Origin of the sequence: Sphingomonas sp. SORGH_AS_0438, assembly GCF_031453475.1 — a bacterium.
In the GTDB taxonomy this organism is placed as follows: domain Bacteria; phylum Pseudomonadota; class Alphaproteobacteria; order Sphingomonadales; family Sphingomonadaceae; genus Sphingomonas.
In genome coordinates this window covers 3701960-3726239 of sequence record NZ_JAVIZS010000001.1, presented here as the reverse complement: position 1 = coordinate 3726239, position 24280 = coordinate 3701960, and the positions used below count along the sequence as shown (strand labels likewise).

General features: G+C 61.9%; 23 protein-coding genes, 1 tRNA gene and 1 pseudogene. 13 read left to right on the top strand and 12 right to left on the bottom strand.

The features are described 5' to 3' along the window. Positions 1–29 precede the first annotated feature (29 nt). The gene (locus tag QE452_RS17550; RefSeq protein WP_309660049.1) at positions 30–4637 is read right to left on the bottom strand and encodes an NAD-glutamate dehydrogenase domain-containing protein; all 4608 of its coding nucleotides are present in this window, start codon (positions 4635–4637) and stop codon (positions 30–32) included. 51 nt (positions 4638–4688) lie between these two features. Then, positions 4689–6011, bottom strand: a complete 1323-nt coding sequence (locus tag QE452_RS17545) for a hypothetical protein (RefSeq protein WP_309660050.1) — start codon at positions 6009–6011, stop codon at positions 4689–4691. A 157-nt stretch (positions 6012–6168) separates the two neighbouring features. On the opposite strand from QE452_RS17545, the gene QE452_RS17540 reads away from it, so the two are divergent. After that, positions 6169–6244 (top strand) — tRNA-Thr (locus tag QE452_RS17540). A 14-nt stretch (positions 6245–6258) separates the two neighbouring features. Here the strand turns inward: QE452_RS17540 and QE452_RS17535 are convergent. The 6 genes from QE452_RS17535 to QE452_RS17510 form a co-directional block, all read right to left on the bottom strand. Next, complete coding sequence (locus tag QE452_RS17535; protein ID WP_309660051.1) at positions 6259–7602, bottom strand: hypothetical protein; 1344 nt, start codon at positions 7600–7602, stop codon at positions 6259–6261. A gap of 163 nt (positions 7603–7765) precedes the next feature. After that, positions 7766–8041: a hypothetical protein gene (locus QE452_RS17530; protein WP_309660052.1), complete on the bottom strand. Its 276-nt coding sequence runs from the start codon at positions 8039–8041 to the stop codon at positions 7766–7768. Further along, on the bottom strand, positions 8031–8498 hold the full coding sequence (locus QE452_RS17525) for a hypothetical protein (RefSeq protein WP_309660053.1): 468 nt from the start codon (positions 8496–8498) through the stop codon (positions 8031–8033). The genes QE452_RS17530 and QE452_RS17525 overlap by 11 nt, the downstream gene beginning before the upstream one ends. Positions 8499–8556: 58 nt before the next feature. Further along, complete coding sequence (locus QE452_RS17520; RefSeq protein ID WP_309660054.1) at positions 8557–8862, bottom strand: hypothetical protein; 306 nt, start codon at positions 8860–8862, stop codon at positions 8557–8559. A gap of 107 nt (positions 8863–8969) precedes the next feature. Continuing rightward, the gene (locus tag QE452_RS17515; RefSeq protein ID WP_309660055.1) at positions 8970–9440 is read right to left on the bottom strand and encodes a hypothetical protein; all 471 of its coding nucleotides are present in this window, start codon (positions 9438–9440) and stop codon (positions 8970–8972) included. A gap of 177 nt (positions 9441–9617) precedes the next feature. After that, positions 9618–9860: a YdaS family helix-turn-helix protein gene (locus QE452_RS17510; protein ID WP_309660056.1), complete on the bottom strand. Its 243-nt coding sequence runs from the start codon at positions 9858–9860 to the stop codon at positions 9618–9620. Positions 9861–9943: 83 nt separating this feature from the next. Between QE452_RS17510 and QE452_RS17505 the strand changes: the two genes are divergently transcribed. From QE452_RS17505 to QE452_RS17480, 6 genes are all read left to right on the top strand, one after another. Further along, entirely contained in the window at positions 9944–10765 is an 822-nt protein-coding gene (locus tag QE452_RS17505; RefSeq protein WP_309660057.1) for a helix-turn-helix domain-containing protein, read from the top strand. A gap of 207 nt (positions 10766–10972) precedes the next feature. Then, a complete protein-coding gene (locus tag QE452_RS17500; RefSeq protein ID WP_309660058.1) occupies positions 10973–11377 on the top strand; it encodes a hypothetical protein in 405 nt (134 codons plus the stop codon). Between the two features lie 72 nt (positions 11378–11449). After that, positions 11450–12472, top strand: coding sequence for a DGQHR domain-containing protein (locus QE452_RS17495; protein ID WP_309660059.1), 1023 nt, complete (start codon positions 11450–11452; stop codon positions 12470–12472). 11 nt (positions 12473–12483) lie between these two features. Continuing rightward, positions 12484–13203 carry a hypothetical protein gene (locus QE452_RS17490; protein WP_309660060.1) on the top strand — a complete coding sequence of 240 codons (720 nt, stop codon included), beginning with the start codon at positions 12484–12486 and terminating at the stop codon, positions 13201–13203. Positions 13204–13365: 162 nt separating this feature from the next. Beyond that, positions 13366–13614, top strand: coding sequence for a hypothetical protein (locus QE452_RS17485; protein ID WP_309660061.1), 249 nt, complete (start codon positions 13366–13368; stop codon positions 13612–13614). Between the two features lie 4 nt (positions 13615–13618). Next, positions 13619–14251: an SOS response-associated peptidase family protein gene (locus QE452_RS17480; RefSeq protein WP_309660062.1), complete on the top strand. Its 633-nt coding sequence runs from the start codon at positions 13619–13621 to the stop codon at positions 14249–14251. A gap of 143 nt (positions 14252–14394) precedes the next feature. On the opposite strand, the gene QE452_RS17475 is transcribed toward QE452_RS17480, so the two are convergent. From QE452_RS17475 to QE452_RS17465, 3 genes are all read right to left on the bottom strand, one after another. After that, positions 14395–15021, bottom strand: a complete 627-nt coding sequence (locus QE452_RS17475; protein ID WP_309660063.1) for a PEPxxWA-CTERM sorting domain-containing protein — start codon at positions 15019–15021, stop codon at positions 14395–14397. Positions 15022–15808: 787 nt separating this feature from the next. Beyond that, positions 15809–16219, bottom strand: coding sequence for a hypothetical protein (locus QE452_RS17470; RefSeq protein WP_309660064.1), 411 nt, complete (start codon positions 16217–16219; stop codon positions 15809–15811). Between the two features lie 1016 nt (positions 16220–17235). After that, positions 17236–17664, bottom strand: a complete 429-nt coding sequence (locus tag QE452_RS17465) for a hypothetical protein (RefSeq protein ID WP_309660065.1) — start codon at positions 17662–17664, stop codon at positions 17236–17238. 446 nt (positions 17665–18110) lie between these two features. Between QE452_RS17465 and QE452_RS17460 the strand changes: the two genes are divergently transcribed. The 5 genes and pseudogenes from QE452_RS17460 to QE452_RS17440 all read left to right on the top strand — a co-directional run bounded on the left by QE452_RS17460 (position 18111) and on the right by QE452_RS17440 (position 22664). Beyond that, positions 18111–18794, top strand: a complete 684-nt coding sequence (locus QE452_RS17460; RefSeq protein ID WP_309660066.1) for a hypothetical protein — start codon at positions 18111–18113, stop codon at positions 18792–18794. Beyond that, a complete protein-coding gene (locus QE452_RS17455) occupies positions 18784–19977 on the top strand; it encodes an XRE family transcriptional regulator (RefSeq protein ID WP_309660067.1) in 1194 nt (397 codons plus the stop codon). The genes QE452_RS17460 and QE452_RS17455 overlap by 11 nt, the downstream gene beginning before the upstream one ends. Before the next feature lie 811 nt (positions 19978–20788). Beyond that, positions 20789–20867 (top strand): annotated as a pseudogene (locus QE452_RS17450). A gap of 175 nt (positions 20868–21042) precedes the next feature. Next, entirely contained in the window at positions 21043–21273 is a 231-nt protein-coding gene (locus QE452_RS17445; RefSeq protein WP_309730447.1) for a hypothetical protein, read from the top strand. A 1049-nt stretch (positions 21274–22322) separates the two neighbouring features. Continuing rightward, positions 22323–22664 (top strand): hypothetical protein, encoded by a 342-nt coding sequence (locus QE452_RS17440; protein WP_309660068.1) that lies wholly within the window; start codon positions 22323–22325, stop codon positions 22662–22664. Positions 22665–22727: 63 nt separating this feature from the next. Here the strand turns inward: QE452_RS17440 and QE452_RS17435 are convergent, their stop codons facing one another. Next, complete coding sequence (locus tag QE452_RS17435; protein WP_309660069.1) at positions 22728–23771, bottom strand: methyltransferase domain-containing protein; 1044 nt, start codon at positions 23769–23771, stop codon at positions 22728–22730. A 185-nt stretch (positions 23772–23956) separates the two neighbouring features. On the opposite strand from QE452_RS17435, the gene QE452_RS17430 reads away from it, so the two are divergent. After that, on the top strand, positions 23957–24274 hold the full coding sequence (locus tag QE452_RS17430) for a hypothetical protein (RefSeq protein ID WP_309660070.1): 318 nt from the start codon (positions 23957–23959) through the stop codon (positions 24272–24274). Positions 24275–24280: the final 6 nt, after the last annotated feature.

Sequence of the window (24280 nt, the reverse complement as noted above, 5' to 3'; positions counted from 1 at the left end):
CGGGGAGGGAGCCGCAGCCATCGCGCGACCTACCGCCCGAGCAGCACGCGCGCCTGACCCGCCACCTGCGCCAGCATCGCGGCGCTCGGCTGCGCGGCATGGCGGGCGCGGTCGACCACGGCGCGGAACTGGCCCACGCGCGCGGCATTGTCAGCCAGCCATTGCGCCACCAGCGCTTCCGGCGCGGCATCCGTCCCGACCCGGCGCTGGAGGAAGTCGAGCCGCAACTGCTCGAACTCGCGCACCAGTCCGGCGACCAGCAGCCGCTCCCACGGATCGCCCGGCGACAGGCGCGTCGCCTGCCCCTGCGCCCAGTCGAGGCCCAATGCCTGGCCCAGCGCCGTATAGGCGCGGGTCAGGTCCGCCTCGTCCACGCTCAGCTCGACGCCCAGCGCCGCGAGCCCGACCGCGCCGTCCAGGTCGAACAGCCCGGCGACCCGCGCCGCCAGATGGTCCGGCGCGCCCTTGTCGCGCAGCTGGCCGGCGATCCGGTCGCTCGCCGCCCGCGCCTCGTCGAGCAGCAGCGTGTCGGTGGTCGCCGCCAGCTTGCCGATGCCCGGCCCCAGCCGCTCGATCGCCGCCCCCGGCATCGTTCCCGCCGGCACCGCGCGGAGCAGGTCGGCGACATGGCTGCGCACCGCGCGCGCCGTCTCGTCAAACAAGGCGATCCGCGCCGGCTCGCTCATCGGCTCGGTCTCGATCGCCTGCCACAGGGCGGGCAGGTCGAACAGATGCTCGGCCGCCACCGTCATCGCGGCGATATCGGCCATGCCGACGCCCTCCTCCTCGGCCAGTTCGACCGGGGGCAGGATGCCCAGGCGGTTGACGATCCGGTTGGCGAGCTTGGTCGCGACGATCTGGCGACGCAGGCGATGCTGGTCGATGGCGTCGGCGAACCGCGCGCGCATCGCCGCCGGGAAGGCGGCGTGCAGGTCGGGCCGCAGCACGGGATCGAGCCCCAGATCGGTCGCCTCGATCGCATCCTGGAGCGCGAGCTTGGCGGTCGCCAGCAGCACGGCGAGCTCAGGCCGGGTCAGGCCCTGCCCGTCCTGCCCGCGCCGCAGCAGGTCGTCATTGCCCGCCAGCCCCTCGACCCGGCGGTCGAGCCGGCCGGCCGCCTCGAACAGCTCGATCGCGCGGACATAGCTGGGCATCGCCGCCGCGCCGTCCTGTTCGGCGATCGACAGCGCCAGCGTCTGGAGCCGGTTATCCTCCAACACCAGATGCGCGACATCGTCGGTCATCGAGGCGAGCAGCGTGTTGCGGTCGCCCTCGGCCAGCCGGCCCTCGTTCATCTCGCGGTTGAGCGCGATCTTGATGTTCACCTCATTGTCCGAGCAATCCACGCCGGCGGAATTGTCGATGAAATCGGTGTTGATCCGCCCGCCCCGCTCGGCGAACGCGATCCGCGCCGCCTGGGTGACGCCCAGATTGGCGCCCTCGCCGATCGCGGTAACGCGCAGCGCCTCCGCATCGACGCGCAGCCGGTCGTTGGCGGGATCGCCGACCCCGGCATTATTCTCGGACGCCGCCTTCACATAGGTGCCGATGCCGCCGAACCAGAGCAGGTCGGCGGGCGCCTTCAGGATGGCGGAGATCAGCGCCGCCGGCTCCAGCAGCGTGTCGGTGATGCCGAGCAGCGCCTGCACCTCGGGCGTGATCGGGATCGTCTTGGCCGCCCGGCTGTGGATGCCGCCACCGGCCGAGATCGGCGCGGCATAATCGGCCCAGGACGACCGCGGCAGCGCGAACATCCGCGCGCGCTCTTCATAGGACACCGCCGGATCGGGATCGGGGTCGAGGAAGATATGGCGATGGTCGAACGCCGCGACCAGCCTGATCGACCGGCTGAGCAACATGCCGTTGCCGAACACGTCGCCCGACATGTCGCCGCAGCCGACCACGGTGACGGGATCGCGCTGCACGTCCACCCCGCGCTCGGCGAAGTGGCGCTGGACCGAGACCCAGGCCCCCTTGGCGGTGATGCCCATCGCCTTGTGGTCATAGCCCTGGCTGCCGCCGCTGGCGAAAGCGTCGCCCAGCCAGAAGCCGCGTTCCAGCGCGATCGCGTTCGCCACGTCGGAGAAGGTCGCCGTGCCCTTGTCGGCGGCGACGACGAAATAGGGATCGTCGCCGTCCAATACCGTCACGCCCTCCGGATGCACGATGCGGCCGTCGACGATATTGTCGGTGATCGACAGCAACGAGCGGATGAAGACGCGGTAGCTCTCCGTCCCCTCGGCCAGCCAGGCGTCGCGATCCTGCGCGGGCGATGGCAGTTGCTTGGGATAGAAGCCGCCCTTGGCCCCGGTCGGCACGATCACCGCATTCTTGACGCGCTGCGCCTTCATCAGGCCCAGGATCTCGGTGCGGAAATCGTCGCGCCGGTCGGACCAGCGCAGGCCGCCGCGCGCGACGGGCCCGGCGCGCAGGTGGATGCCCTCGACGCGCGGGCTGTACACCCACACTTCGCGCCATGGCAGCGGCGCCGGCAGGCCCGGAATCTGTGCGCTGTCGAGCTTGAACGCCAGCGCCTCCGCCGATGCGGGCGCGAAGGCGTTGGTGCGCAGACAGGCGCGGATCAGGCTGGCATAGGCGCGCAGGATGCGGTCGTCGTCGATCGCCGACACCGCGTCCAGCCCGGCGGCGATCGCCTGGTCCTCCGCCTCGACCTGGCCGTGATTGGCGGGATCGTGCGCGGCGGCGAAGCGGGCGACCAGCGCATGGGTGACGGCGGGCGCACGGCGCAGCGCGTCGACCACCGTGGTCAGGCCGTAGGGCAGGCCCGCCTGGCGCAGATAGCGGAACCAGGCGCGCAGCAGCACCACGTCGCGCGGGGCCAGCCCGACCTCCACCAGCAGCCGGTTGAACGCGTCATTCTCCGCCGCGCCCTGCAGCACGGCGGCGATCGCTCCCTCCAGCACCGCCGGGTCGGCGATCGCGCCAAAGCTCGACACCACGAAGTCATGGACGAAGGCGTCGCCCGCCTCGCGCAGCCGGGTCGGCAGTTCGCCGATCACGCGGAAGCCGAAATTCTCCAGCACCGGCACCGCGTCCGACAGCGCCAGCGCGCCGCCGGTCTTGTAGATCTTGAGCTGGCGATCCTCGCCGGGCCGCGCATCCTCCGCCTGCGGCATCAGGCGGACGCCGCGGTCCTCGGCGCTTTCCAGCTGGCCCAGCCGCAGCACGTCGAGCGCCGCTTCCTGCGCGCTGGTGACGTTGCGGTAATTCTGCGGGAAGGCCCCGGCCCAGCGCAGCGCCAGTCGCGCCGCGCGCGCCGGCGGCACCAGGTCGGTCAGCGCCGCCTCGACCTCGGGCACCCAGCCGCGCACCATCCGCTCGATCCGGTTGGCGAGCGGCGCGGTGTCGGGCAGCGTGCCCGATCCCTTCAGGTCGAGCATGTAGCGCATCAGCGCGACCTGCCCGTCCTCCAGCGCGATCGCCCAGTTGAGCAGCCGCGCATTCGCCGCCTCCGCCAGCATGTCGCCGATCGCGACACGGCGGCCGGTGGTCACGTCGTCGCGCGGCAGCCAGACGAAGCCGAACAGATGCCGGCCGAGCGGCGAGCGGACCAGCACCAGCGCCGGGCGCGGGCGATCGGCCAGCGACATGGCGGTCAGCGCCAGATGTTCGAGCGATTCGGCGTCGAAGCCGACCACCAGGTCGTGCGGCAGAGCGGTCAGCGCATGGGTCAACGCCTTGCCGGTATGCCCCTTGGGATCGAAGCCGAACTTCTCCTCCAGCGCCGCCAGGCGGGCGCGCAGCAGCGGCACCTCGCGCGGCGGGCTGGCCAGCGCGGCGCTGGTCCACAGGCCCATATGGATCGACAGGCCGACCACCGCGCCCTGTTCGCGGATCGGCATCACGATCAGGTCGATCGGCACCGAGCGGTGGACCGTCGCGTTCAGGTTCGACTTGAGCAGCAGCGGCGGCTCGCCGCCCTTGTCGAACCAGCCGAGCGCCAGGTCCTTGGACGCATCGGCCAGGATCGGACGCGGCTGCGGATTGCGGGCGATGCCCAGGTCCTGCCCCGCGCGGCCGTCGCGATACCAGCGCTGATGGCCGAGCAGCGTCAGTTTGCCGTCGAGGAACCAGCGGAGCAGCGCCGCGCCCTCGCCCGACCAGAGCGCATCGGCATCCTGCGCCATCGCCTGGCGCAAGGCCTGCCAGTCGGTGACGGCGGCGCGCACATCGGCCAGCGCGGCGGACAGGTCGTCGATCAGCTCGCGACGGTCGCGCGCATCGGCGCGCTCCATCTCCAGATAGATCATCGATTCGGGCGCCCCACCCTCGCCCACCGACTGCAACCGGCCCTCGCCGTCGCGGGTGACGGGGACGACGGGGTGGATGATCCGGTCGATCGCGATGTCCTGGCCCGTGATCGCGGCGGCGACCGAATCGACCAGGAAGGGCATGTCGTCATTGACGATCGCGACCCGCATCCGCCGGCGGACATCGTCCGCGGCGATCGGCTCCAGCGCGATGGCGGCCTCACCCGGACGGCGAACCGCGGCGGTGGCGGCGACGAAGCGCGTCGCGGCCTCGATCTCGGCCGGGCCGAAATCGCGCAGTTCCCCAGGCAAAGCGCCGACGGTCAGCCGAGCGGCGAGCGCGGCTGTGATGTGATCCTTCTCCATGGCGGGCTCCTATGCGCCCGCGAGCGGGTCTTCTCAAGCACTGTAGGACCGTTATGCTGTCCTTGGTCGCCCGTCCGATCCTTTCCGCCGCGATGGTTTCGCTACCAGCAATCGTTCCGCCAATTTCGGATCGCTATGGCTGTGCACCACGTCGAGCACGCCGTCCGCGCCCATCCGCGCCAGCAGCACCACCGCCTCGCCCGGCGCCGCATCGACGGTCATGGCGACGCGCGCCAGCGCCGGCCGGGTCGCCAGCGTGGCGGCAGCGACGGAGGCGGTCGGGATAGGACGACGCGCATCGCGCTCGGCGGCGACCACCGCCTTGATGCCGCCCTCCGCCCCTTCCAAGAAGGTGCCCAGCCGCCCCTCCGCGACGCCCAGCCGGCGCGCATGGCCCAGCACGGCGGCATATTCGGTCAGCCGCGTCTTGTCATATCCCGCGCCGAAGACCAGCTTGACGATCGGCGTCAGCGGCGCGCGGGCCTGCGGCTTCAGCCCGGCGGCGGCGAGCAACGCGGCGAAGGCCTGCGGGTCCCGCTCCGCCGCCAGTCCGAAATCATGCGCCCGAGCCAGCGCCCGGTAGAGCGCGCCCCGGCTGCGCAGGTCGGCGGTGGCGACGGCGGCGGCGCTGTCCTGCGCCAGCTGCAGCACCTCCGCGAGTGATTCGGCCGGCACCACGCCGCTGCCTTCCGCGGCATGGGGACCGTCCGCCCAGACCGCCGCCTCCGCACCGCCGCGCAACCGCTCGCCCATCGGCGCGGGCGCGGGCGATTCGGCGGCCAGGGCGGCGTGCAGCTCGATGTCGAGTGCCGCCTGCACCACCGGGTCGGCGACTTCCTTCCAGTTGATGACGCCGTAGATATAGTCGATCCGCTCCGCGCCCGCCGCCGCGAAGGGCATGAGGATGCCGCGATAGAGCGTCGTCCGTCCGCGCGCGCCGATGAACTCCGCCTCGAAGCCGATGGGTGCGCGATTGGCCAGGATCTGCTGATACTGGTCGGTCAGGCGCGACAGCAAGGACCGGGGCGGCACATCGGCGATCCGCGCGATCTCGCCGCGCAGGCCGCATTCGTCGCGCAGCGCCCGGCCCAGATAGGCGATTCGCGGGTCGTCCAGCCCGGAGGTGAAGTCGATCAGCACGCTATGCGCGCCGAAATCGGCGATCGTCGCCGGCTCCAGATCGGCGATCGACGGAAAGGCGCGCCCCTTCAGCAGCGATACCCAGTGATTATAGGCGCGGACATGCATCCGCCGCTCGTCGCCGCCCAGGTCGAACATGCGCTCCTCGGGCGCACCCGCGCCGCGCCGCCCGGCGAGATGCTCGCCGCCGATGCCGTGTTCCGTGTCGCTTTCCAGCGTGCGCGCGCTGTCCATGATCGTGGCGTCCCCAAACTTTGGCGGGGATCGTGCATCACCCGTGGTAAACGATCCGTAAATCGGCCGTGATGCGGGCCGCATGGCAAAACAGCGCTTGCCAGCCCTATTCGACGTTGGTAAGCGCCGCACTTCCAGCCCGGCAGTCGCCGGCCATGCCGCTTTAGCTCAGCTGGTAGAGCATCGCATTCGTAATGCGGGGGTCACAGGTTCGAGTCCTGTAAGCGGCACCACCTTAAAGCGTTGGCTACCCTGACATTTTCACCTCCCTGCGCTGCGCGTTGGGAGCGCTGGCTCCGGTGTCGGTCCGGTGCAGGGCACCCGGAGCCAGCGTCTCGATCTCGGAAATGATGGATTGCAGCGCGGCTTGCGCCGTCGGAAATTCGCCGATGGCATAGACCTCGGTCTGGCTGCTGGCGCGGTGGCCCATGAAGCCCTCCAGGTCCCACAAGGTCGCGCCGCGATTGCGGGCGAGCGTCGCAAGGCTGTGCCGCAGCACATAGGACCGCCACTCCCGCCCGATCGGAAAGTCGAGATTGCGGAGCATCGTGTCCCACGCACGATCCACGTCCTGGACGCCGCGTCCGTGGTAATTGACCAGGAAGCCCCGGCCCGCCCGCTTCTCCACCGGCAATGCCAGATAGTCGTCCAGCTCGGCCTGGAGCCATTCGCCCAGAAGCGGCAGCACCGGCAGCATGGCGCGATGCTTCTTCGTCTGGGTGCGGCCCTGCGGGTTGAGATCGATCGACTCCGCCCCCGGCCACCATTGCAGGCGTTCCGGCGCGACATTGATGTCGACCACCGCCCCCGGCCGCGCGATCGTGCAGATCGAGGCGACCAGAAAGGCGTGCAGCGAACCACGCTGCTTGCCCGGCTCCGCCGCATAGCGGAGCATCGCCGCCAACTCCGTGACGCCAATCCGGGTGCGCCGCTTGCGCTGCACCTGCTGCGCCGGCAGCGGCTTGTAGATCGGGCGCTTGTCCGATCGCGGCGGCTCCGCGTTGGCGGCGTGATTCAGCACCGCGATCAGCTGGGCGATCGACGCCTCGGTCGAGGCGGGCGAGCGCGGCCGGGAGCCGGTGACCTCCCCCTTCCCATTCCGGAATAGCACCGGCTGGGTCCGCGACCAGGCGCGCAGCGCGGTCGCGAAGACGGTGCCACAGGCGACGGCGCATGTGGTGCCCAGCCCGAATCGGGCGTCTCCCCCCTTGGCGTCCTCCGCCTCCAGGAAATCGACGACGTGCTTCAGCCGGCCCTCGATCGTGTCGGCCGACGCGCGGGTGCTGCCCCATTCCAGATTATAGTCGGCGATCGCGTCGGTCAGCAGATAGGATTTCGCCTGCGCCGTCGGCTGGCCACAGGTCGGGCAGAAGGCCGGCCCTTCGGTGGCGTCCGCCAGATAACGGCGGTCCAGCGCTATGATGGCATCGTTCTCGACATCCGTGCCCGTCGAGCTGCTGCGGATACGTCGCGCGTCGGGGTCGTACCAGAAGATGGTGAGATAGGGACTGCGGCGAGTGCCGTCCGCCCGCTCGTCCCAGCCAAGCCAGTATTTCCCCCGATTATAGACCGGCGCTGCGCGTCCCGACATTGCGATTGAGTCCTGAGATAGTCGGCGGCTGCGCGCGCGGTGAGATCGAAAAAGCCGATGGAGCCGAGCAGGTCGAGATCGGCCGCCTCCAGGCGCACCCCCTTTCCCTGCTCGACCGCTCGACTCAGCTTGCGATCGAGCTTCGCTATCGTCAGCGAACCCATCAAGGCCTCCTTTCCGATGCCGGCATCATGGCTTCGCGATCGATGGCGATCGGGGACGCGGGGAGATCGTCGCCGATCGGGCGGCCGAAGTGGCGACCGAGCATCTCGTCGACCGCGGCACCTGGCGATGCGCCCGACGCGGTGGATGGGCCGACGATGCCGATCGGCTCGGCATCGTCCGCGATCACGGCCGTGGCGTGCCACCGACCGTCATGCAGCTCGATCAGGATCGCCGGCGTCAGCGCCGGCGGTGGCTGGAGGGACTCATGCTTCATGGTGACGCTCCCGGTTGGTTCTGCTGTCAGCCAGCGCGGTGGCGATGGCCTCTTCGAGATCGATTTGCCGCTCGTCCTCGATACCGATCGGCTTCGGCGCCCTTGCCCGCGCATAGCCCACCCGCGCCCGGTACCGGGCCAGCGCCTGCACCGCGCGCGGGGCCAGCGCGATCAGACGACGGCGATCACCCTTCGGATCGCGCGTCGAGGTGAGCCAGTCGGCCGCGACCATGCTGTCGATCGTCCGCAGGCCGGTCGTGTGCGTCATGCCGGCGTCGCGGATCAGCGTGCCGAGCAGGATGTGCGGCTGTCCGGCAAGCGTCGCCGCCTCCAGTTCCAGGATGACCGCCCAACGCGGATCGGCGGCGTGCAGGCCAGCGAAGATGCGGTCCCGCTCCCGCCGCGCGCGGATTTCGGCGCGGACGGATGCCAGATAATCGTCGGTGCGGGCGGTCATCGCTTGCCAGCTCGCGTCAGGATGATCGCCGCGCCGGCAAGGGTGATATGATGCGGGATCATTTCGGCATCGCCTCGGCGAGGGTGCGGGTGCGGATGATGCGCACCGCGACCGGGCCTGACTGCTGATCCACCAGCCGGGCGGCGGTATCGGGATCGATGCGCAGTTCCGGAATCGCCGCCCATGCCAGGGCCGCCTCCATCTGCACCGGCACCAAGCCGGCCTCGATCCCCACGACCAGCGCTTCGCGGATCATGGCGCAGACCGCCGGGACCGTGTCGACCCGGAGCGCCACGTCGAGCGTCGTCATCCCGGCGCGGAGGCGGCAGTGCTTCAGATACTGACCGATGGTGACGATGGGCACGACAGGCTCCGGGCATGCGAAGGGCCGGTCCCGCCGATAGGGGTCGGCAGGGCGGCGCGGGATCGGCGGGGGTCGGGGAAGCGGCGGGCGGCCGCGCGGGGATCAGGTCATGGCGGCGCGGCGAGCTGGGATTGCTGGAGCACGGTGATGGTGGCGGTCGCCTCGCGGACGACATCCTCCAGTTCGCGGATCGCCTCCAGCCGCGCGCCGGCCTCGGGCGCGGCCTGGCTGGCGCGGATCAGCGCGTCGGTGGCCTGGGCGCTCTCGCGCACGAGGATGCAGGCGCGGCGCGCCACTTCCATCTCGTCGGCAAAGGCCGCCTCGCGCGCCACCTCGCATTGCAGGGCATAGGTCTCGAACAACGGCCGGCCTTCGCCGCCGGCGCGCTGGAAGGCGATGTCGAGCGCGATCGCGGCGGGTAGCGGGATCTGCTCGGGGCGATCGGCGTCGCCCCAGGCGCGGACGGTCGATTCGTGCCGCTCGACGACCCGCGCCATCTCGCGCCAGCCCTGGGGCAGCGCGCCGGCGATGCGCGCCAGGGCGCTGTCGATCGAGAGGGGCGCGCGCAGCTTGGTCATGCCGCCGCGCCCCGAAAAGCCGGGGCCGATCGTGGGCGACGATCGACCCCGGCGCCGCCAGGATCGGCAGCGGTCTTCGGGAAGGGCAGACGGCCGTCACGGACCGGGGCCGAAGGGGTGGTGAAGGCCCGGCCGTGTCCCGCGCCGGTCTGCCAGCGGCGCGAAAGGGGGAGTGACTTATGCTTGCGCATCGCTGCCATCCATCGGAGCAGGATAGATGTCTGGCCGGAGATCGTATCGCGAAATGCCAGTAGCAGCCTCGACTTTGAGGACATGTTCGGCAGGTAGTGGGACGCCACGACGTAGCCAGTCATGAACAACAGACTGACGCTTCCCAATGATCCGGCCGAACGCGCTCTGTGATCCAGCTTTCTGGACCGCTGAGGCAAATACCGATTCGAGGCGATGCTCAAGAGCCATGCCTACCAGCTAACGGCATGCTGGTAGCTGGTCAACGGCATGCGCGTATTTCTTTCTAACGGCGTGCCGTTAGCGTGGTAACCATGACGATTGGCGAACGCATTGAAGAAAGGCGGAAGGCACTAGGCATTCCTAGCCAGTCCGAACTTGCCCGTATGGCCGACATGCGGCAGTCGACGCTGAATGGCCTGATTCGTAAGCCATACAGGTGGTCGCCCTACCTCACAGCGCTTGCTCGCGCACTTAAGACGACCGTCGAGTACCTCGTTGGGGAAGTTGATCACCCTGAAGAAAGTGCGACGGATATTGCCACCGGAAGCACCGTAGCCGAACGCCTTCGCGAAGCCATGGAAGAAGCTGGCGTCGATCAGTCGGCGCTCGGCAACGCGATCGGCGTCACTCAAGGCACAATCAGCCTGATCCTGTTGGGCAAGACACGTCACTCAAAGCACTTACCAACGATCGCTACTTTCCTTGGCGTCTCTTACGAATGGCTAGTCGGCCGGAGCGATGCGAAGCATGGTGAGGCGTCGGAAAGTGCGCCTGTTTCTGCTGACGAACGTGCGTTGCTCGAAGGTCTGCGCTCCTTGGGGAAGGCTGATCGAGCATCTCTTCACACAGTTGTAGATGGGTTCGTGACTGCACGCCGTCGCGTATCGGAGCCCAGTTCTGAACTGCCGAGCGAAGCGGCCCTGACAGCGATGTTTCAAGCGCAGCTGCAGGCTTTCGCTCGCCTCCAGGGGGACGATTTAGCTCGTGCGCTCGCCAAGCGTCTGCCCAGAGCGCTCGCGCGTCTGCAAGACGTGACGATGTACGAGGCAACGGAGCCGCTTGGTGAAGAGCCTGAAGGCGTTGAACCTCCCGCCACTGATCATCACGAACCTCGGCAAGCTCAGCGCAAATAACCAAGCACGGCTTGCAGCGGTAACCGCAGCCCGGCTCCGACTGATATACTAATACGCGCATGATGAGAAAGCCTCCGTTCCTGCGACGTTCTATAGTTGCGTCCAAACCAGATTGGACTCAATCACAACCAGTCTGGACCCTGTTGTTGCGGGGCGCAGAGCGAACGTGTTGAAGTCAAACGGGACTTATTTAGCGGATGAGCGTGGATGCTGATCGCCCTGCTGGCGACGGCAATGACGCCCTTCACCTGCCACGTCATCCGCGTCCACGACGGCGACGGCCCTCTCTGGTGCCGCACGGGCGAGCGCATCCGCATCGCCGGCATCCAGGCCCCCGACTTCGAGAACGCCGCCCCCTGCCGCCGCCCGGCCCGCCAGCGCCGAGCCTTCCGCTGCGACGATCACGCCGCCGCCCGCAGCCAGCGCCTGGTCTCCGCCCTCGTCCTGAATAAGCGCATCCGCTGCCAGCCGGTCGACCTCAGCTACAACCGCATCGTCGCCCGCTGCACCCTCCCCGACGGCCGCTCGCTGGCCTGCGCCGCGATCGCGACCGGAGCGGCTGTGCGGTGGGATCGCTATTGGCTGCACTCTAAGATGGGAGGATGCATTTAGTGCTAATGATCAGAGTGAGGTAGACGCCTTCACCAACTCAGCCTAGCTTATACCGAAATGTTGTGAGGACCCATGGCGCAGTTCCCGTTCATACGTGTTCGACAGAAGGAGCACTCTTTTCGGCTGACGTCTCTTCCAGCAGAATTGCTAACGAGAATCTCGTATGCTGCGGTCAGGCGAAAGGACGAAGAAGAAGGCGCCGTTCAGCGAGTTTTAAACGGCGCTCGCATCGCGGGCATCAAAGATTTTGCGTTAAGAATGGGCGATTTCCCCGCCGCAATCGTGCTCAATTGGGTTGACGATGATCCTATTGTTGAGCGCAATGGCTGCATCGAAATCCCAGATAAGCCGAAAGCTGCGCAAATTATTGACGGACAGCACCGTGTGGCTGGCTTGCGGCAAGCGATAGAGGAAAATCCAGAGTCAGGTTCTTACGAAATTCCGGTAGCTATTTACGAAGGGCTCGATACCGCGAATAGCGCTCGTATTTTTATATCAATTAATACCGAGCAGCGGCCGGCGCCTAAGAGCCTAGTTTTCGATTTGTACGGTGTAACTGGATCTGATTTGATGGATCCGGCTGCAATAAGAGCAAGTGACATCATCACCTTTATAAGTTCTGATGGCCAGCCTTATAGTAGTTGGATAAAGTTGCCCAATCAAGAGAGGCAGCGTGGAGGCGTTGCGTTATCAACAGCTGTTTCAACAATAAAGCCAATAGTTGAGGCTAAGGGTATTCTGGAACAGATAGGAATCACCGAGTTAGAGGTGCAAAAAAAGGTTTTCTGCAATTATTTTAAAGCGCTACAACTTAGATACGGCACCAAATGGAACGATCGAAACAATGCCTTTGTTTATGCAAGCGGCTTTATTGGTGCGGTAGATTTTTTTCGGACCCATATGTTTGATTATTGCAGAACAAAGGGATCTTTTGAGGTTGATACGGTGGCAGAAGCATTGCATCTTGATGAAGCGGGAAGAATTTTGCAGGAGGATGTTAAAGGGCTTGGGGGAACAGAAGCGGCGAACCGAGTTCACGAACGCCTGATTAGCGCATTCCGTCCGGCTGAAGAGCCGAAGGGCTTCAAGGTTTAAGCAAACCGGCTATGTCTGATGCATCTCGATTGGCGCGGCTAGCATACAGTCAAAAGCCTGCCGGTAAACCATACGTAAATTATAAGCTCTCGACTGATCAGCTTGGCAGCATCGAGTCTCACCGTCTTGATGCTGCCATGGACGCGGCTTATGCAGCAGCCATTTCATATGCCGAGTCACTATATGGACTCAAAATAAGATCAACCTCCTGGCCGGTGATTAAATTTTATTACTGTAGTTTCTACTGTATTAAGGCCATTCTTCTTTTCTCAAAGGTAATTCCCTTCAATTCTGGGGATGAAATGCTCTTGGAGGTGGATGGTAGTAACTTTTTTAAGGGTGGAAAATCAAGCCACCATTGGAATTGGTATTCCATACGGCGAACTCAGGCCAAAGATCATTGGTTTAGTTCGCAAGACTCTGAAGAGGCTTATGGAAAGCTTAGAAAATTCAGAGAAAATGTAAATTATACTCATAGTTTTAATGATCCCCGCTTACACGCAAGCCTGATCTCGAGCGAGTCCGACTTAGCTAAAAGGTTCAAGTTTTACCGAGACGACGATAATTTCCAATATACATACTTAGACGATCATTTGGCATTTGCGTATCCTACGAAGCTGCTGTTTGCACTTGATGAATTGATTAAAAATACAGGGGTAAAAATTTCGGACGAAAGACGATTACACCTTAATTCTTTATGGAAACTCCGCGAGCGATGCCCCTTAACGTAGTTGATTGAAGTGGGCACTGTGCAAATCATGCCCAAGACAATGTGCACTCGGCATCCATTTAAAATACCTTGTGCAAGACCGCTTGTTAAGAACAGGTGTGTGGGTGAATGTTTTGAGCAGAACGTAGCTTGAACCACGTTTGCAAAGGCATAGTTTCTGCGCATGGCTAACTTCGACGACTCCTCCGACCCGGCGCTGGGCGCAGCATGCAACCGTCTGGCGGCCTGGGTCGAGCCGCTGCCCGAGGGGCGCGTGATCGATCCGGCATCGGGGCTGACCGAGCGCGATCTGGCGCTGATCCTGCGACATCTCCACGCGACCCGGCATTCGGCATCGCTGGACGGGCCGCCGGCCGCGCCCGAGACGCCGATCCCAAGCCGCCCATCCGTGCCGGTCACGGCGCGGCGCTGATTGCATGTGCAACCGCGCCCGGCTGGCCAGCGATCCCGAGACGCTGTTCGAACGCTTCGGGGCCGGCTGGGCGGACGGCGTGGTCCGGCCGAACCGCGATCCGGTCGAGCTGTTCCCCAAGAGCAAGGCCTTCGTCGTCCGCCAGGCGGGTGAGGCCCGGGTGGTCGACCTGATGCTGTGGGACGTGCTGGGCGGCGCGGCACCATGGCCGATGACGAACGTGCGCAACCTGGGCCTGCCGCAATGGCGCCGGCTCGCCGCCGAGCCGCAGCACCGCTGCCTCGTGCCGCTGACCGAGTTCTGCGAGTGGACGCCGGACAAGCACCGGGTCGGCGACGGGCCGCCGATCAAGGGCGAGATGTGGTTCGCCGTGCCCGACCAGCCGGTGTTCGCGATCGCCGGCTTCTGGCAGCAGACGGCGAAGGGCACCGGCTTCGCGATGGTGACCTGCGACCCGAACGCGCTGGTCGCGCCGATCCACCCCAAGGCGATGATCACGATCCTGCCCGAGGCGGACTGGGACCGGTGGCTGACGGGCAGCTATGAGGATGTGGTCGGCCTCCAGCGGCCCTATCCGGCGGAAAAGATGACGGTGCGTGGGCCGGTGTTCCCGACGCGGACAGGCCAACAGTCGTAGATAGCTCGACTGGCGACCCGGACCCGTTTCTCCTCGCACATATCAAGCAAGTGGAGGTGCGCTCACCGGACGCCTTGAACTGGCATCACCAGAAACCACCGGCGTTTCCACCGGTGGTTTGCTATGGATTGGCGAGGTGAAGATTAAGCGAAGGTCACAGTCGCCGTCTTGCGGCGGTAGCGCGCGGAAGCCGCGACCATCCCGAAACCCAACAGCATCAACGCCCACGTCGCAGGCTCCGGGACAGCCGCAATGGCGCTACCACGAACCGTCGTGAAACTGGAGCGCCCCTGATATTGCGGCTCATTGGATTGCGTGGCCGCGCGGAGAGAAAGTGCGACGTTACCACCCGATGACAACGAGTCAGCGAAGGTGATATAGAGAGCGTTGCCACCCAAGTTGATCGCGAAATGCTCCGGGTCGTAAATGCCAGTCGTGCAATTGCTGCATTCGACGATGGTGTTTCCGCGGTGTCCGGTCAAACCGATCTTCGAAGAGATAATGCGGTCGAGATCGGTGTCCCACGTAAACGTACCCGACAATGCTGCGCTATCAGCGACATTTTCGTAATAGGCGTCCGAGAAGCTGTAGTTAATAACCGCAGCCTGGGCCCCGGTAGCGGCCGAAACCGCAACGATTGCACTGGTTACGCTCAATGCGGCCGTCTTCAATGAAATCATGACATCCCCCCAAAAAACCACGGCTAAGTGCAACCGGTGTTGCTTTATTTCATTAATCGATTGTTCACTATCGTCAACCGGTTGATTCATATAGGATTGGGGTCTGCTGAGGTGCGTGCCGTTTTGGAACACTGCAACCTAGAGTGGATTGACTATATAGTTCCGTACCAATCCATGCGCCCAAGGCGGACAGAGTAGTGTGTGGAAGGCTTGTTTATGGTCGCCCTTCCGTTCCTGTATTCCGTCCGCCCGACGTTCGCGCATGGGGTACGTCTCGGGTATGTCTCCGACCTGAGCCTGTTCCTGCATAAGGAAGAGTTTGGCACGCGGCGGATGTTATCTCCGCCGCGCACCATGTCCGCTAACGCCCACTTACGGACGTTCCGTCTCGCCGTCTCTAGGCAACGATGCCTACAGGCGAGGGGTGGCCCGTTCTACCCACCAAGCATACAATAGAATGCCCCCACCGACGACGACACTTATGGCGGCCAGTTGAAGCGCCCCGGTGCGTTCGGGCGCTGCGGCAAATATGGCTGCGGCCGCGAGTGCTAGCCCCGCGACCACCATGATCCAACCCGCTAAAGCGTCAGGCCAGCGTGGCCGAGGGTCGAGCTTTTCTATCAAAAGACGCGCACTTGGAGGGTCAATCTCTAGCGCCTTTCGGATCGTCCGGTTCAAAATCGCATGGGAAATCAAGCGGCGCACTTGCGCGACGAACATCAGTATGATCGCCAAGGTGCCGAGTGGTACGACTGCATCCAACATATTTGATAAGTAGCGGCGGTGACGCTCTCGCGGCAACATGCGATCCGCTGGTCACTGAACGTCCGCAATCCTCCCAAAAGCGGTCATGCCGCTAACGCCCAGTTGCGGACGTTCAACTACCCTTGGCAGCAATCGAAAAGGATGGAATTGCGCCGCTCAAAACATCCATGCAGGCCCAGCCTGTGACAAACCGATAATGGATGGCTGACTGGCCCACAGGGGCACTGACTTCCCTCCATGTCTCGGATTGAGAGCAGGCAAAGTGCGCGCCTTCTAGACGGTATGCGAAGTGATTGGGGACCAGCCCTTTATCCGGTGTGTCGTCTTTCTCGGTGGATAGTGCCATTTCATCGAGCAGGCGCACGATGCAGGGGCCGTCGAAGGAGATGCGAAGAACGTGCTCATCGTCATCCGGTAAGACGAAGTCCGCAGAGATTGCGTTCGTCTCCCAGCGAATTGAAAGGAGGTCGCTGGCAAGAGCGTTCAGGCGAACGCCTGTTTCGATCGGCTCGTATAGAGGCATAATGGGATGCTGGCATTTTGAGCCAATGTCCGCAATCCACCACGCCCGGTCGGTCTGCTAGCGCCCAGTTGCAGACACTCGCGAACCAGCCGATACTGCGTTCATGGGTTTCCCACGCATCACGCTCGACGCTGCTCACCGCCATTCAGCCAATCACCGAGCGGAGTTGGAACACAGCGACGTTTGCTGCTGCTTCTATTGTGAAAAGACGTTTTCGGTCATTGATGTAGCAGAATGGGTTGAGGACGAGAGAGGGACCGCGCTCTGCCCTTTTTGCGGAATTGACTCGGTCCTCGGCTCGGCATCTGGCTTTCCCGTCGCTGACGCCAGTTTCATCCACGCGATGCATGATAGGTGGTTCGGCTGACCGTCCGCTTTCCTTCCAAACTCGGACGCTAGCACACGGTCGCCCAGAATGGGGTATGAGCGGGGTATGCCTTACCTGCCGTGAGACGCTTTACGAGGAGGACGCGCTGGCGCGGTGGAGGGCTTCTCCGCCGCGATCGTGCCCGCTCCCGCCCCAGTAGCCGACGTCAATACCAAGTGATATGACCATCCAACCAAAGTGCCCAGGAGATAGTCGATGACGAGAGCAGATCGCTTGTGCGTCAAGGTCGCACTCTGGCCGGTTTTGATGTTCGTCACTGGGCTGGGAACCCTGATGCTGGTGCGAGTACTGATTGGCACCGACCCACTGCCTAATGGCTCAGCGCAATATGTGCTGTGCGGAAGTCTCTTTGTGACCTTTGGCGCCATAACAGCCGCCAACCTTCTGCGCCTCCGACTGGCACGGTAGCGCCTGCTCCCCCAGTGTCTAATTATGGGGTAGCGATAGGGTATATCGAGACGAAACTCACGCCCGTTACGAGGGGGCTTGTCTAGCGCGGCGGACGGTCCGTCCGCCGCGTAGCTGGCCAGCTGATAGCTAATTGCGAAAGCTTAGAATGGCGTTCGTCAATCTGGGAACCTCTCATCTCCGAAGAGATAATTTAGTCTAATAGAATCAACCAGTCACATCATTGCTTGGGTCGAATGAGGGCGGCGATAGCTCCGTCTCCCTCATAAGCATAGAAGGCAGGCAATGAACGCCCATGCCGAATGACGTCGATACTTTCCGTCATGTAATCGAGTTGGGGCGCTGGTGGCTGCGAGGTGCCTTGCCCGTTGACGGTCTTACGAACGGAGGGGCAACGGTGAGATATGGCTTTATCAAGCTGGCGGGCCGCAACCTGATCCAACTCCCATTCCGCTCGCTTCATGGGTGAATAAGGAGCGTCTTTAATCCATATTTGACTGCGGCCCACCGCTGTTCCGTGCCAAATCCCATCGCCACCTCGAACGACGATAATGCTGTATTCGCTCGTCGCGAGGTGTCCGCCCTTGCCATGCAACATGACCATTGTGGGTGCTTGCGGCATCGGTTCACCAATTGCCTCACGAAGCATCTTATGTGCTTCTATCCGAGAAGCAGGAGGGATCGACGAGGTAGGTCGAGCTGGAAGGCAAAGCGAACTAGTTGATGCAATACCCCCAGCGGAGGCAATAGCGAGCATTAGCAATGCGATCATTGCAGGGAAATGCGAGATTGCACTTCTTTATGCAATGAATTTTTGCAACATTCCTGTTTGTTGTAACGTCCTGGTTTCTGCATCGAGCACTGCGCAGGATAACGCGACGTGCAGGCGAGGTGAGTGGAGCGCCTATCCCCGAGTTGCAGCTTTGGGGTATACGAGGGGTATATTCGTATCCGTCTCGCGGCCCTCGTGACGTGGCAAGACATGCGCGGCGGAGGGGATGTCCTCCAGCGCGCACATGCGCTTTCGAGTGATACCAATGCAACGATCACAACACCGTTCTCTGGTTGACAAATTGCGCTATTTTTCGGATTAGGTTGCGCAGCGCTGTTCGCTTCGGAGCCGATATGGAAAATGTGAGTCCTGAGCTGTTTCTGATGGACCAATTTCCGCGTCAGTATTGGCCGTTGATCCCAACCACGCTTGTGACGGCGTACGAAGCAGCGAGGCTGCTGGCAGCCGAAGAGCCTATCCTTCAGGTTGAAAGCGCCAAAGATAATCGTGGTCGGCTGATCTCCTGGGCGATCGATCTGGGCTTCGTTCGCCTCATCGAAAGCGGTCGATTGCCATTCGATTATAGATGGAAGTCATTCGCAAAGCCCACTGGCCGTTACCTAGAAATTAGGTTATCTCATTCTGTAGCTTCTATCAGCCAAGTGGCCGCGCCGGAAAAGCAACCGCGTAGCGTCGAATTTCGTAAAAATGGCCGACTGAACAATGAGCCTTGCTTTGATTTGCCCGAGTTTGAAGCGGAACAGCATATCAAAGGGCTTCCTCATCTCCTGATTACCCATGGCTATCAAACGCTCGAATTTGCGCACCTTGGAGTTCCCCATCCTACCCACCAAAGGGGATTTCGCTACCTTTCTCCTAATTTGATGCGATTGCCTCATGAGCTGGCGGATGACCTACCGCCCGCAGAGAACACAGACACCGACTTCGACGCGCTGAACCTGCTCAAGCAAGATCTTGAGCAGTGGCGGAGGGACAATGACGCTTAACGACAACGTCTTCCAGTTTCCAGTTGCCGCTCGCGACGAAAGTCTCGGGCGGCGCTTGATTCCTGGGCGCCTGACAGAGGCACGCATAGCATGCGGCAAGAATCAAACCGAGCTAGCTGCTGAAGTAAATGTCAGCCGTCAGGCTATTTCTGCGTATGAGCAGGGAGATAAAGTTCCAGAACCCGGCACCATGCGCGTGATTGCAGATGTTCTTCAACAGCCAATTAGCTATTTCACAGCAGAAAGCCCGACGTCTTTCGGCCCCTTCAGCACAAACTTTTTCCGCAAAACTGGCGCGGATACGAAAAAGCGAAACGCCGCCTGTGCAGTTCACGCGAAATGGTTCGCGCAGACAGCTTTTGCGTTTAACGACCTTGCCAATTTTCCGGCGGTTGATCTCCCTGCCTTTGAGCCAGAACGCTCGACCGACTCTCTTTATGACGAAGAGGAAATTGAGACGATCGCAGAGAAGGTACGATCGCATTTCGGACTTGGCTTAGGTCCAATCTCAAATATTGTTCGCCTTTTGGAAACAAAAGGCGTCATCGTTTGCCGATTGGAGATGCCTGGCGAGAATGTCGAAGCTTTTTCGTTTTGGAGCGGATCCAAGCCGTTTATCTTTCTTGCTTCTGACAAGAGCAGCGGCGCGCGGGCTAGATTTGATGCAGCACACGAATTAGGCCACCTTGTCCTGCATCGGTGGATTGGCGCTGAGGAAACAGAGGACAAGGATCGCCTACGGGAAATCGAGTCGGAGGCTGATCGTTTTGCTAGTGCCTTTCTGTTGCCGCGTAAGTCGTTTCCAAACGAGGTATACTCACCCCGGATTATGGCCTTTGTCGACTTAAAGCGTCGATGGAAGGTCTCAATCCAGGCTATGGTATATCGTTGTCGCGATCTCGGCATTTTCGATGATCAGCAGGTGACCAATCTCTATAAGCAGATTTCATTCAAAAAATGGAGGAAGTCAGAACCGCTGGACGGTGACGGCGGCATTCCTCTGGAACAACCTCTGCTGCTTGGGAAGGTTGCCGATCTGGTAATTACGTCTGGGGCGTTGGCCAGAGATGAGCTACTTAATCGACTTCGCCTTGCACCTAGCATCGTAGAACGGCTTGCTGGATTGCCAGCCGGCCACCTCGGCACTGAGTCACAGCTCCATCTCAATCCAACCTTGAAGTAGGAGTGAGTCGTGTTTTGCGATCTATGTATAACTGACTGTGACTGACCAATCTGCCGGGGGGGTATCGTTGGGGTACAATTGGTTTCACTTGGTCACTCATAGGGGATGAACCGAGCATTGCGGCGGAGGATGCCTCCGCCCTTTACAAACCATGTGCGGCAGGGCTGCGTGTCCACCCTACCGCACTTTGAAGATTTACTCGTAATCGATCTCTGGCGGCTTATAAGGTGGTACGTACGGCGGGTTCGGACCCTGCCCACCTAGATAGCGCTGCTCGCAGATGTTTACGCATTGAGCCAACCTTAGATTGTTGGCGTAGGGTGAACTTGCCCCCCATGTCTGAATGCATCCCTGAACGCAACGGTCATAGTCAGCTTCCTGGGCGGTCGCCGCAGTTGGAAAATATGCTGATGTTACTGCTACGCCTATGATGGCGTAAGAGGCGATTGACTTCAACCAAGCCATTGCACATCTCCTTATCCCACGGTGGGATAATTTATCGTAGCCGCACATGAACAATGATCAACCCGAATTAATTATTTCCAAATTGGATTAACTAACTCGCGTCCTTCATAAAATGGAAGTTCGTGTCTCTCTGCCACAAAAGACTGCGACAAATTAGGTGGGGTATCGCTGGGGTATGATCGGGCATTCGTGGGCGGTCATACGAGGGGAATGGAGCCTCGCGGCGGAGGGTTTGTCCGCCGCAGACCATGTCCGCTTTCGCCCACTTCTTGCCTTTCAGCGGTCCGTTCGCGCTACCCGAAACCGGACATTGCCTATCAACCCGATCAAGCGGTAAACCATTGCTGCAAGCGTGACGGAATTGGTAGACGTATCGCTACAGCGATCCCGGCGACGGGTGCGGGTTCGATCCCCTGCCGCTTGCAATTCTCGCCCAATTGCAGACGTTCAACGCCAGCCTAGCTTCGCCATATTGCGGACGCTCGTCCATCCGGTAAGTTGATCTCGGCCCTGACGCTGTCGGAGTGGGCGCATCGAGCAATCGGAGCGTTTGGCGGGTTCGAGTCCCGCTCATGGGTCCTTCAATATGAAGGATGACGTTTGAGGCTGCCAATCCGAAACAAGAGCGATCAGCTGCTGACGATCTTTATCGAGCCGATCTGCCACCGATTCGAGGTTCCGGTTGGTGGAGAAGCAATCGTGACACTTGAAGATGGATATCCTCATTCGTTTGATTGGTTCGACGACGCTTGGTTATCGATTTGGAACGAGGGGCATCAACCCGCAGCCGTGGAAATCAGATCGACGCACGCCTCGATCAAAGGGGCTTGAACGGCGACTTTCGCCTAGGCGTGTCCGAAAGCTGCCGTTCCGCTTTCCTCCCAATACCGGACACAGAGAGCCGCAGCCTTGGCGGGGTATCAGTGGGGTATATCCGCTTCATTCAGCCTTATAGTATGAGAGGGAAAGCAGCGTGCGGCGGAGGGTGTGTCCGACACGTGCCGCGTCCGTTCCACGCCCAATCTCAGTCGAGCAGGCTGGCGATCCCGGCTCCCGAAAATGGCCATTCGTTCAGCGCGATCTTTCCCGTTTCTCCGTCTCCAACATGCCTTTTCGGGAAAGAGCAATTGGGAACAGATTTTGGGAAAGCGTATGATCCGGACGCCTGTCAGCGCGGTCGGTAGGTCCGCATTCCCACCACGGGTTCACTTGTGGGAAAAATTGAGAATGCCGTCATCGTCGTTTTTGATAAATTCGGAGAGCATCCTTAATGTACAGCGTGGCACACGCTAGGCCAGCAATAACAGGCCAGGAGGATTGAGATTCCTTTACGTTCAAGGCGCCGAGCCAAATTATGCTCAGGACTAGCGCTGGTATGATGAGGTAGTGAGCGTTCTTGAGGTCAAGTCCGATATTGTCGGATAGATTATGATTTCTCGTATTGAATATAAATGCACTTACAAGCGCACCGCCAATAAACGATACGTATGATTGGAGGAATGCTAAACTATAAATCGCCGCAGAAAGCGCGATCGATGCGATCATACAATCAAGCAGTATCTCAAAATCGTCGCTTGTCATACAAGTCTCGTGTGTGATCTCGGCCTTAACCGAACAGCCGAACAAGAGCCTATAAGGCTGTATTCTCGGATTGCATCCCTGAATGCTATCGGATGAGCAATCTCGTAACAGCGACCTAGGGTCGCGACACGGCATGGATAAGGGCCGCGCAGACAGTAGACCAGAGGAAGCATCACGCGCTCACTCCCGGTCAACCATCCCAACGGGAATGGCCCGGCTGTCTCGCCGGCCGTTCCTAAACGGGAAGGCGAGACGTTGTGTCGGTAATATGCTACGACGATCCGTGAAGGGGCCGGTCTATGGGTATGCTTGTCGTTTCGGCAGTCTTTGTCGTGATACTTTCCGCCTTAGCTTACCGCGCGAACACACGCTTTCGCAACGAGAGCCGACTTCCAATGCAGTGGGGGATCACAGGGGCAGTGAACTGGTCCGCGCCCCGATTTGTTGCGCTTGCCTTCATACCGATCTTGGCAATCGGCGTTCTTGGCTTTCAGGTATTCATGGCGTTGAATGTTCCTGCCCGAGCCGGGCAGGAGTCACTTGTATTCCCCGTGCTGGTCGGAACCGGTGTCACACTTGTCGCGGTGCAGCTTCTGCACCTTTGGTTGATTGAGAGGACTTTGCGCCGCAACGCCGGGTAGGCCCTGCTCGCTGGTCAGGTCGCTTTTCCCGATATTCGATCCCAACTGGAAAGGTCGTTCGAATTATCCGACGCTTTCGAAACGGCCCGACACAAGAAAGGCCAAATCCCAGAAGATCGTGCCGTTCGCTGCTCGACGTTCGTCATCAAGGTGCTGAGCGAGTATATCCAAATCGATCTGCTCTTGGGCGACGCCGTGCTCGACCATGCGTGGCAGCATGATCCGCATGAGCGCCGGCAGGAAGGATTCTTCCCAAGGGTGGATCAGAACGCCCTCGCTGCGTGCATGCTCGATCGCAAACCCCTTTGTGCGTATCAGAGCCGCAAGGCGATAGCCGAGGGCGACGTCTCCCTTTTCTGCGGCGACGGTGTCCCACATCATTCTGTAGCACTGCCGATGCACCGGGAGAGCGTTGGTGCCGGCCGGGAGATCGGCGCGGGCATGTTCCTGCAGAGCCAGGATCGTACCCGGTTTTGCGAAGCGTGCCAGCTGGGTCAGCGTTGCAGCGGCATCCGGAAGGTACATCAGCACGCGCCGGCCGACGATCGCATCGAACACGCCAAGATCGGGCAATTCACCGCTCAGATCGGCGGTTTGATAATGGATCGGAGCAGCCTGCGTGTTCGGTGGTACAGCGCGTGCCGACGCTAGCGCTTCCTCGCTCCTGTCAACACCAACAACCTCGCCTCCCGGGCCGACCAACCCAGCCACAAGCCGGCTCAGATCACCGTTGCCGCATCCCACATCCAGCACGCGCATGTTCGCGATGATCCCCACATCAGGAAAGAAGCGGGTGCTTGGAGCATTCGCCGGATTAGCTGGCATGGGCCTGTTATGTGACATGGTCTCTTGTAGGAACGAGCCCTGAAGTGAGCAAGGCAGCGGAGCCAGATCGGCCACTCCAACCTTGAAGCGGTCCCGAAACTTGATCGTTTGCGGGAAAACTGCATCGAAGATGAACCTACGCGTTCTGCCCACATCACCGTAGTTGCAATTCGTCCTCGTCATGCTGGGGTACGGCCGGGGTACGTTCGCTTCAAACAGCCGCTCCATAGGAGGGGAAAAGAGAGGCGCGGCGGACGGATTGTCCGCCGCGCCCTGGATCACGGTCGCAGCCGGCCTCCAGCGCCGTGGCGATTACATGCCCGGGGCGGGACGGCGCGTCGTTCCTCGCGCTGGCGACACGGTGCAATTCCCCCTATGTTCCGTGACGGGGGTGTCATGGAGGAATTGTGGGGGAGCCATCCGCGTTCCACGGTGCGCCGCGGCGCATTGAGGCCTTGGCGTACATCATGGAGCGCATCGAACGCACGGGCACCAGCCCGAGCTATGGCGAGATCGGACGCGGTATGCGCCCGCATGTCACCGGATCACGGGTGCGCCAGCTCGTCGACCAGCTCGTCCGCATCGGCGCGATCGAGCGGGACGTCGGTTCGCGTCGCGGCATTCGCATCCGGGACGCGCACCGCTGCCGCGTGCTGATTGCCGACACACTCGGGCGGCATGGCTGGAACCACGCCCATCCGCTGGGCAAACTAAATGTGCACCCCTGCACAAATAAGCACCTGCCGATCATCCCGCTGATCCTGGCAAATCGCGAGGTGAACTGAGCGGGA

Coding starts and splice junctions, on each gene's coding strand:
- QE452_RS17490 (WP_309660060.1), top strand. CDS start 12,484: ATGTCTGATGCATCTCGATTGGCGCGGCTAGCATACAGTCAAAAGCCT.
- QE452_RS17505 (WP_309660057.1), top strand. CDS start 9,944: ATGACGATTGGCGAACGCATTGAAGAAAGGCGGAAGGCACTAGGCATT.
- QE452_RS17440 (WP_309660068.1), top strand. CDS start 22,323: ATGGGTATGCTTGTCGTTTCGGCAGTCTTTGTCGTGATACTTTCCGCC.
- QE452_RS17525 (WP_309660053.1), bottom strand. CDS start 8,498: ATGACCGCCCGCACCGACGATTATCTGGCATCCGTCCGCGCCGAAATC.
- QE452_RS17430 (WP_309660070.1), top strand. CDS start 23,957: ATGGAGCGCATCGAACGCACGGGCACCAGCCCGAGCTATGGCGAGATC.
- QE452_RS17495 (WP_309660059.1), top strand. CDS start 11,450: ATGGCGCAGTTCCCGTTCATACGTGTTCGACAGAAGGAGCACTCTTTT.
- QE452_RS17535 (WP_309660051.1), bottom strand. CDS start 7,602: ATGTCGGGACGCGCAGCGCCGGTCTATAATCGGGGGAAATACTGGCTT.
- QE452_RS17475 (WP_309660063.1), bottom strand. CDS start 15,021: ATGAATCAACCGGTTGACGATAGTGAACAATCGATTAATGAAATAAAG.
- QE452_RS17465 (WP_309660065.1), bottom strand. CDS start 17,664: ATGCTTCGTGAGGCAATTGGTGAACCGATGCCGCAAGCACCCACAATG.
- QE452_RS17455 (WP_309660067.1), top strand. CDS start 18,784: ATGACGCTTAACGACAACGTCTTCCAGTTTCCAGTTGCCGCTCGCGAC.
- QE452_RS17485 (WP_309660061.1), top strand. CDS start 13,366: ATGGCTAACTTCGACGACTCCTCCGACCCGGCGCTGGGCGCAGCATGC.
- QE452_RS17470 (WP_309660064.1), bottom strand. CDS start 16,219: ATGCCTCTATACGAGCCGATCGAAACAGGCGTTCGCCTGAACGCTCTT.
- QE452_RS17550 (WP_309660049.1), bottom strand. CDS start 4,637: ATGGAGAAGGATCACATCACAGCCGCGCTCGCCGCTCGGCTGACCGTC.
- QE452_RS17530 (WP_309660052.1), bottom strand. CDS start 8,041: ATGAAGCATGAGTCCCTCCAGCCACCGCCGGCGCTGACGCCGGCGATC.
- QE452_RS17480 (WP_309660062.1), top strand. CDS start 13,619: ATGTGCAACCGCGCCCGGCTGGCCAGCGATCCCGAGACGCTGTTCGAA.
- QE452_RS17545 (WP_309660050.1), bottom strand. CDS start 6,011: ATGGACAGCGCGCGCACGCTGGAAAGCGACACGGAACACGGCATCGGC.
- QE452_RS17500 (WP_309660058.1), top strand. CDS start 10,973: ATGCTGATCGCCCTGCTGGCGACGGCAATGACGCCCTTCACCTGCCAC.
- QE452_RS17510 (WP_309660056.1), bottom strand. CDS start 9,860: ATGGCTCTTGAGCATCGCCTCGAATCGGTATTTGCCTCAGCGGTCCAG.
- QE452_RS17515 (WP_309660055.1), bottom strand. CDS start 9,440: ATGACCAAGCTGCGCGCGCCCCTCTCGATCGACAGCGCCCTGGCGCGC.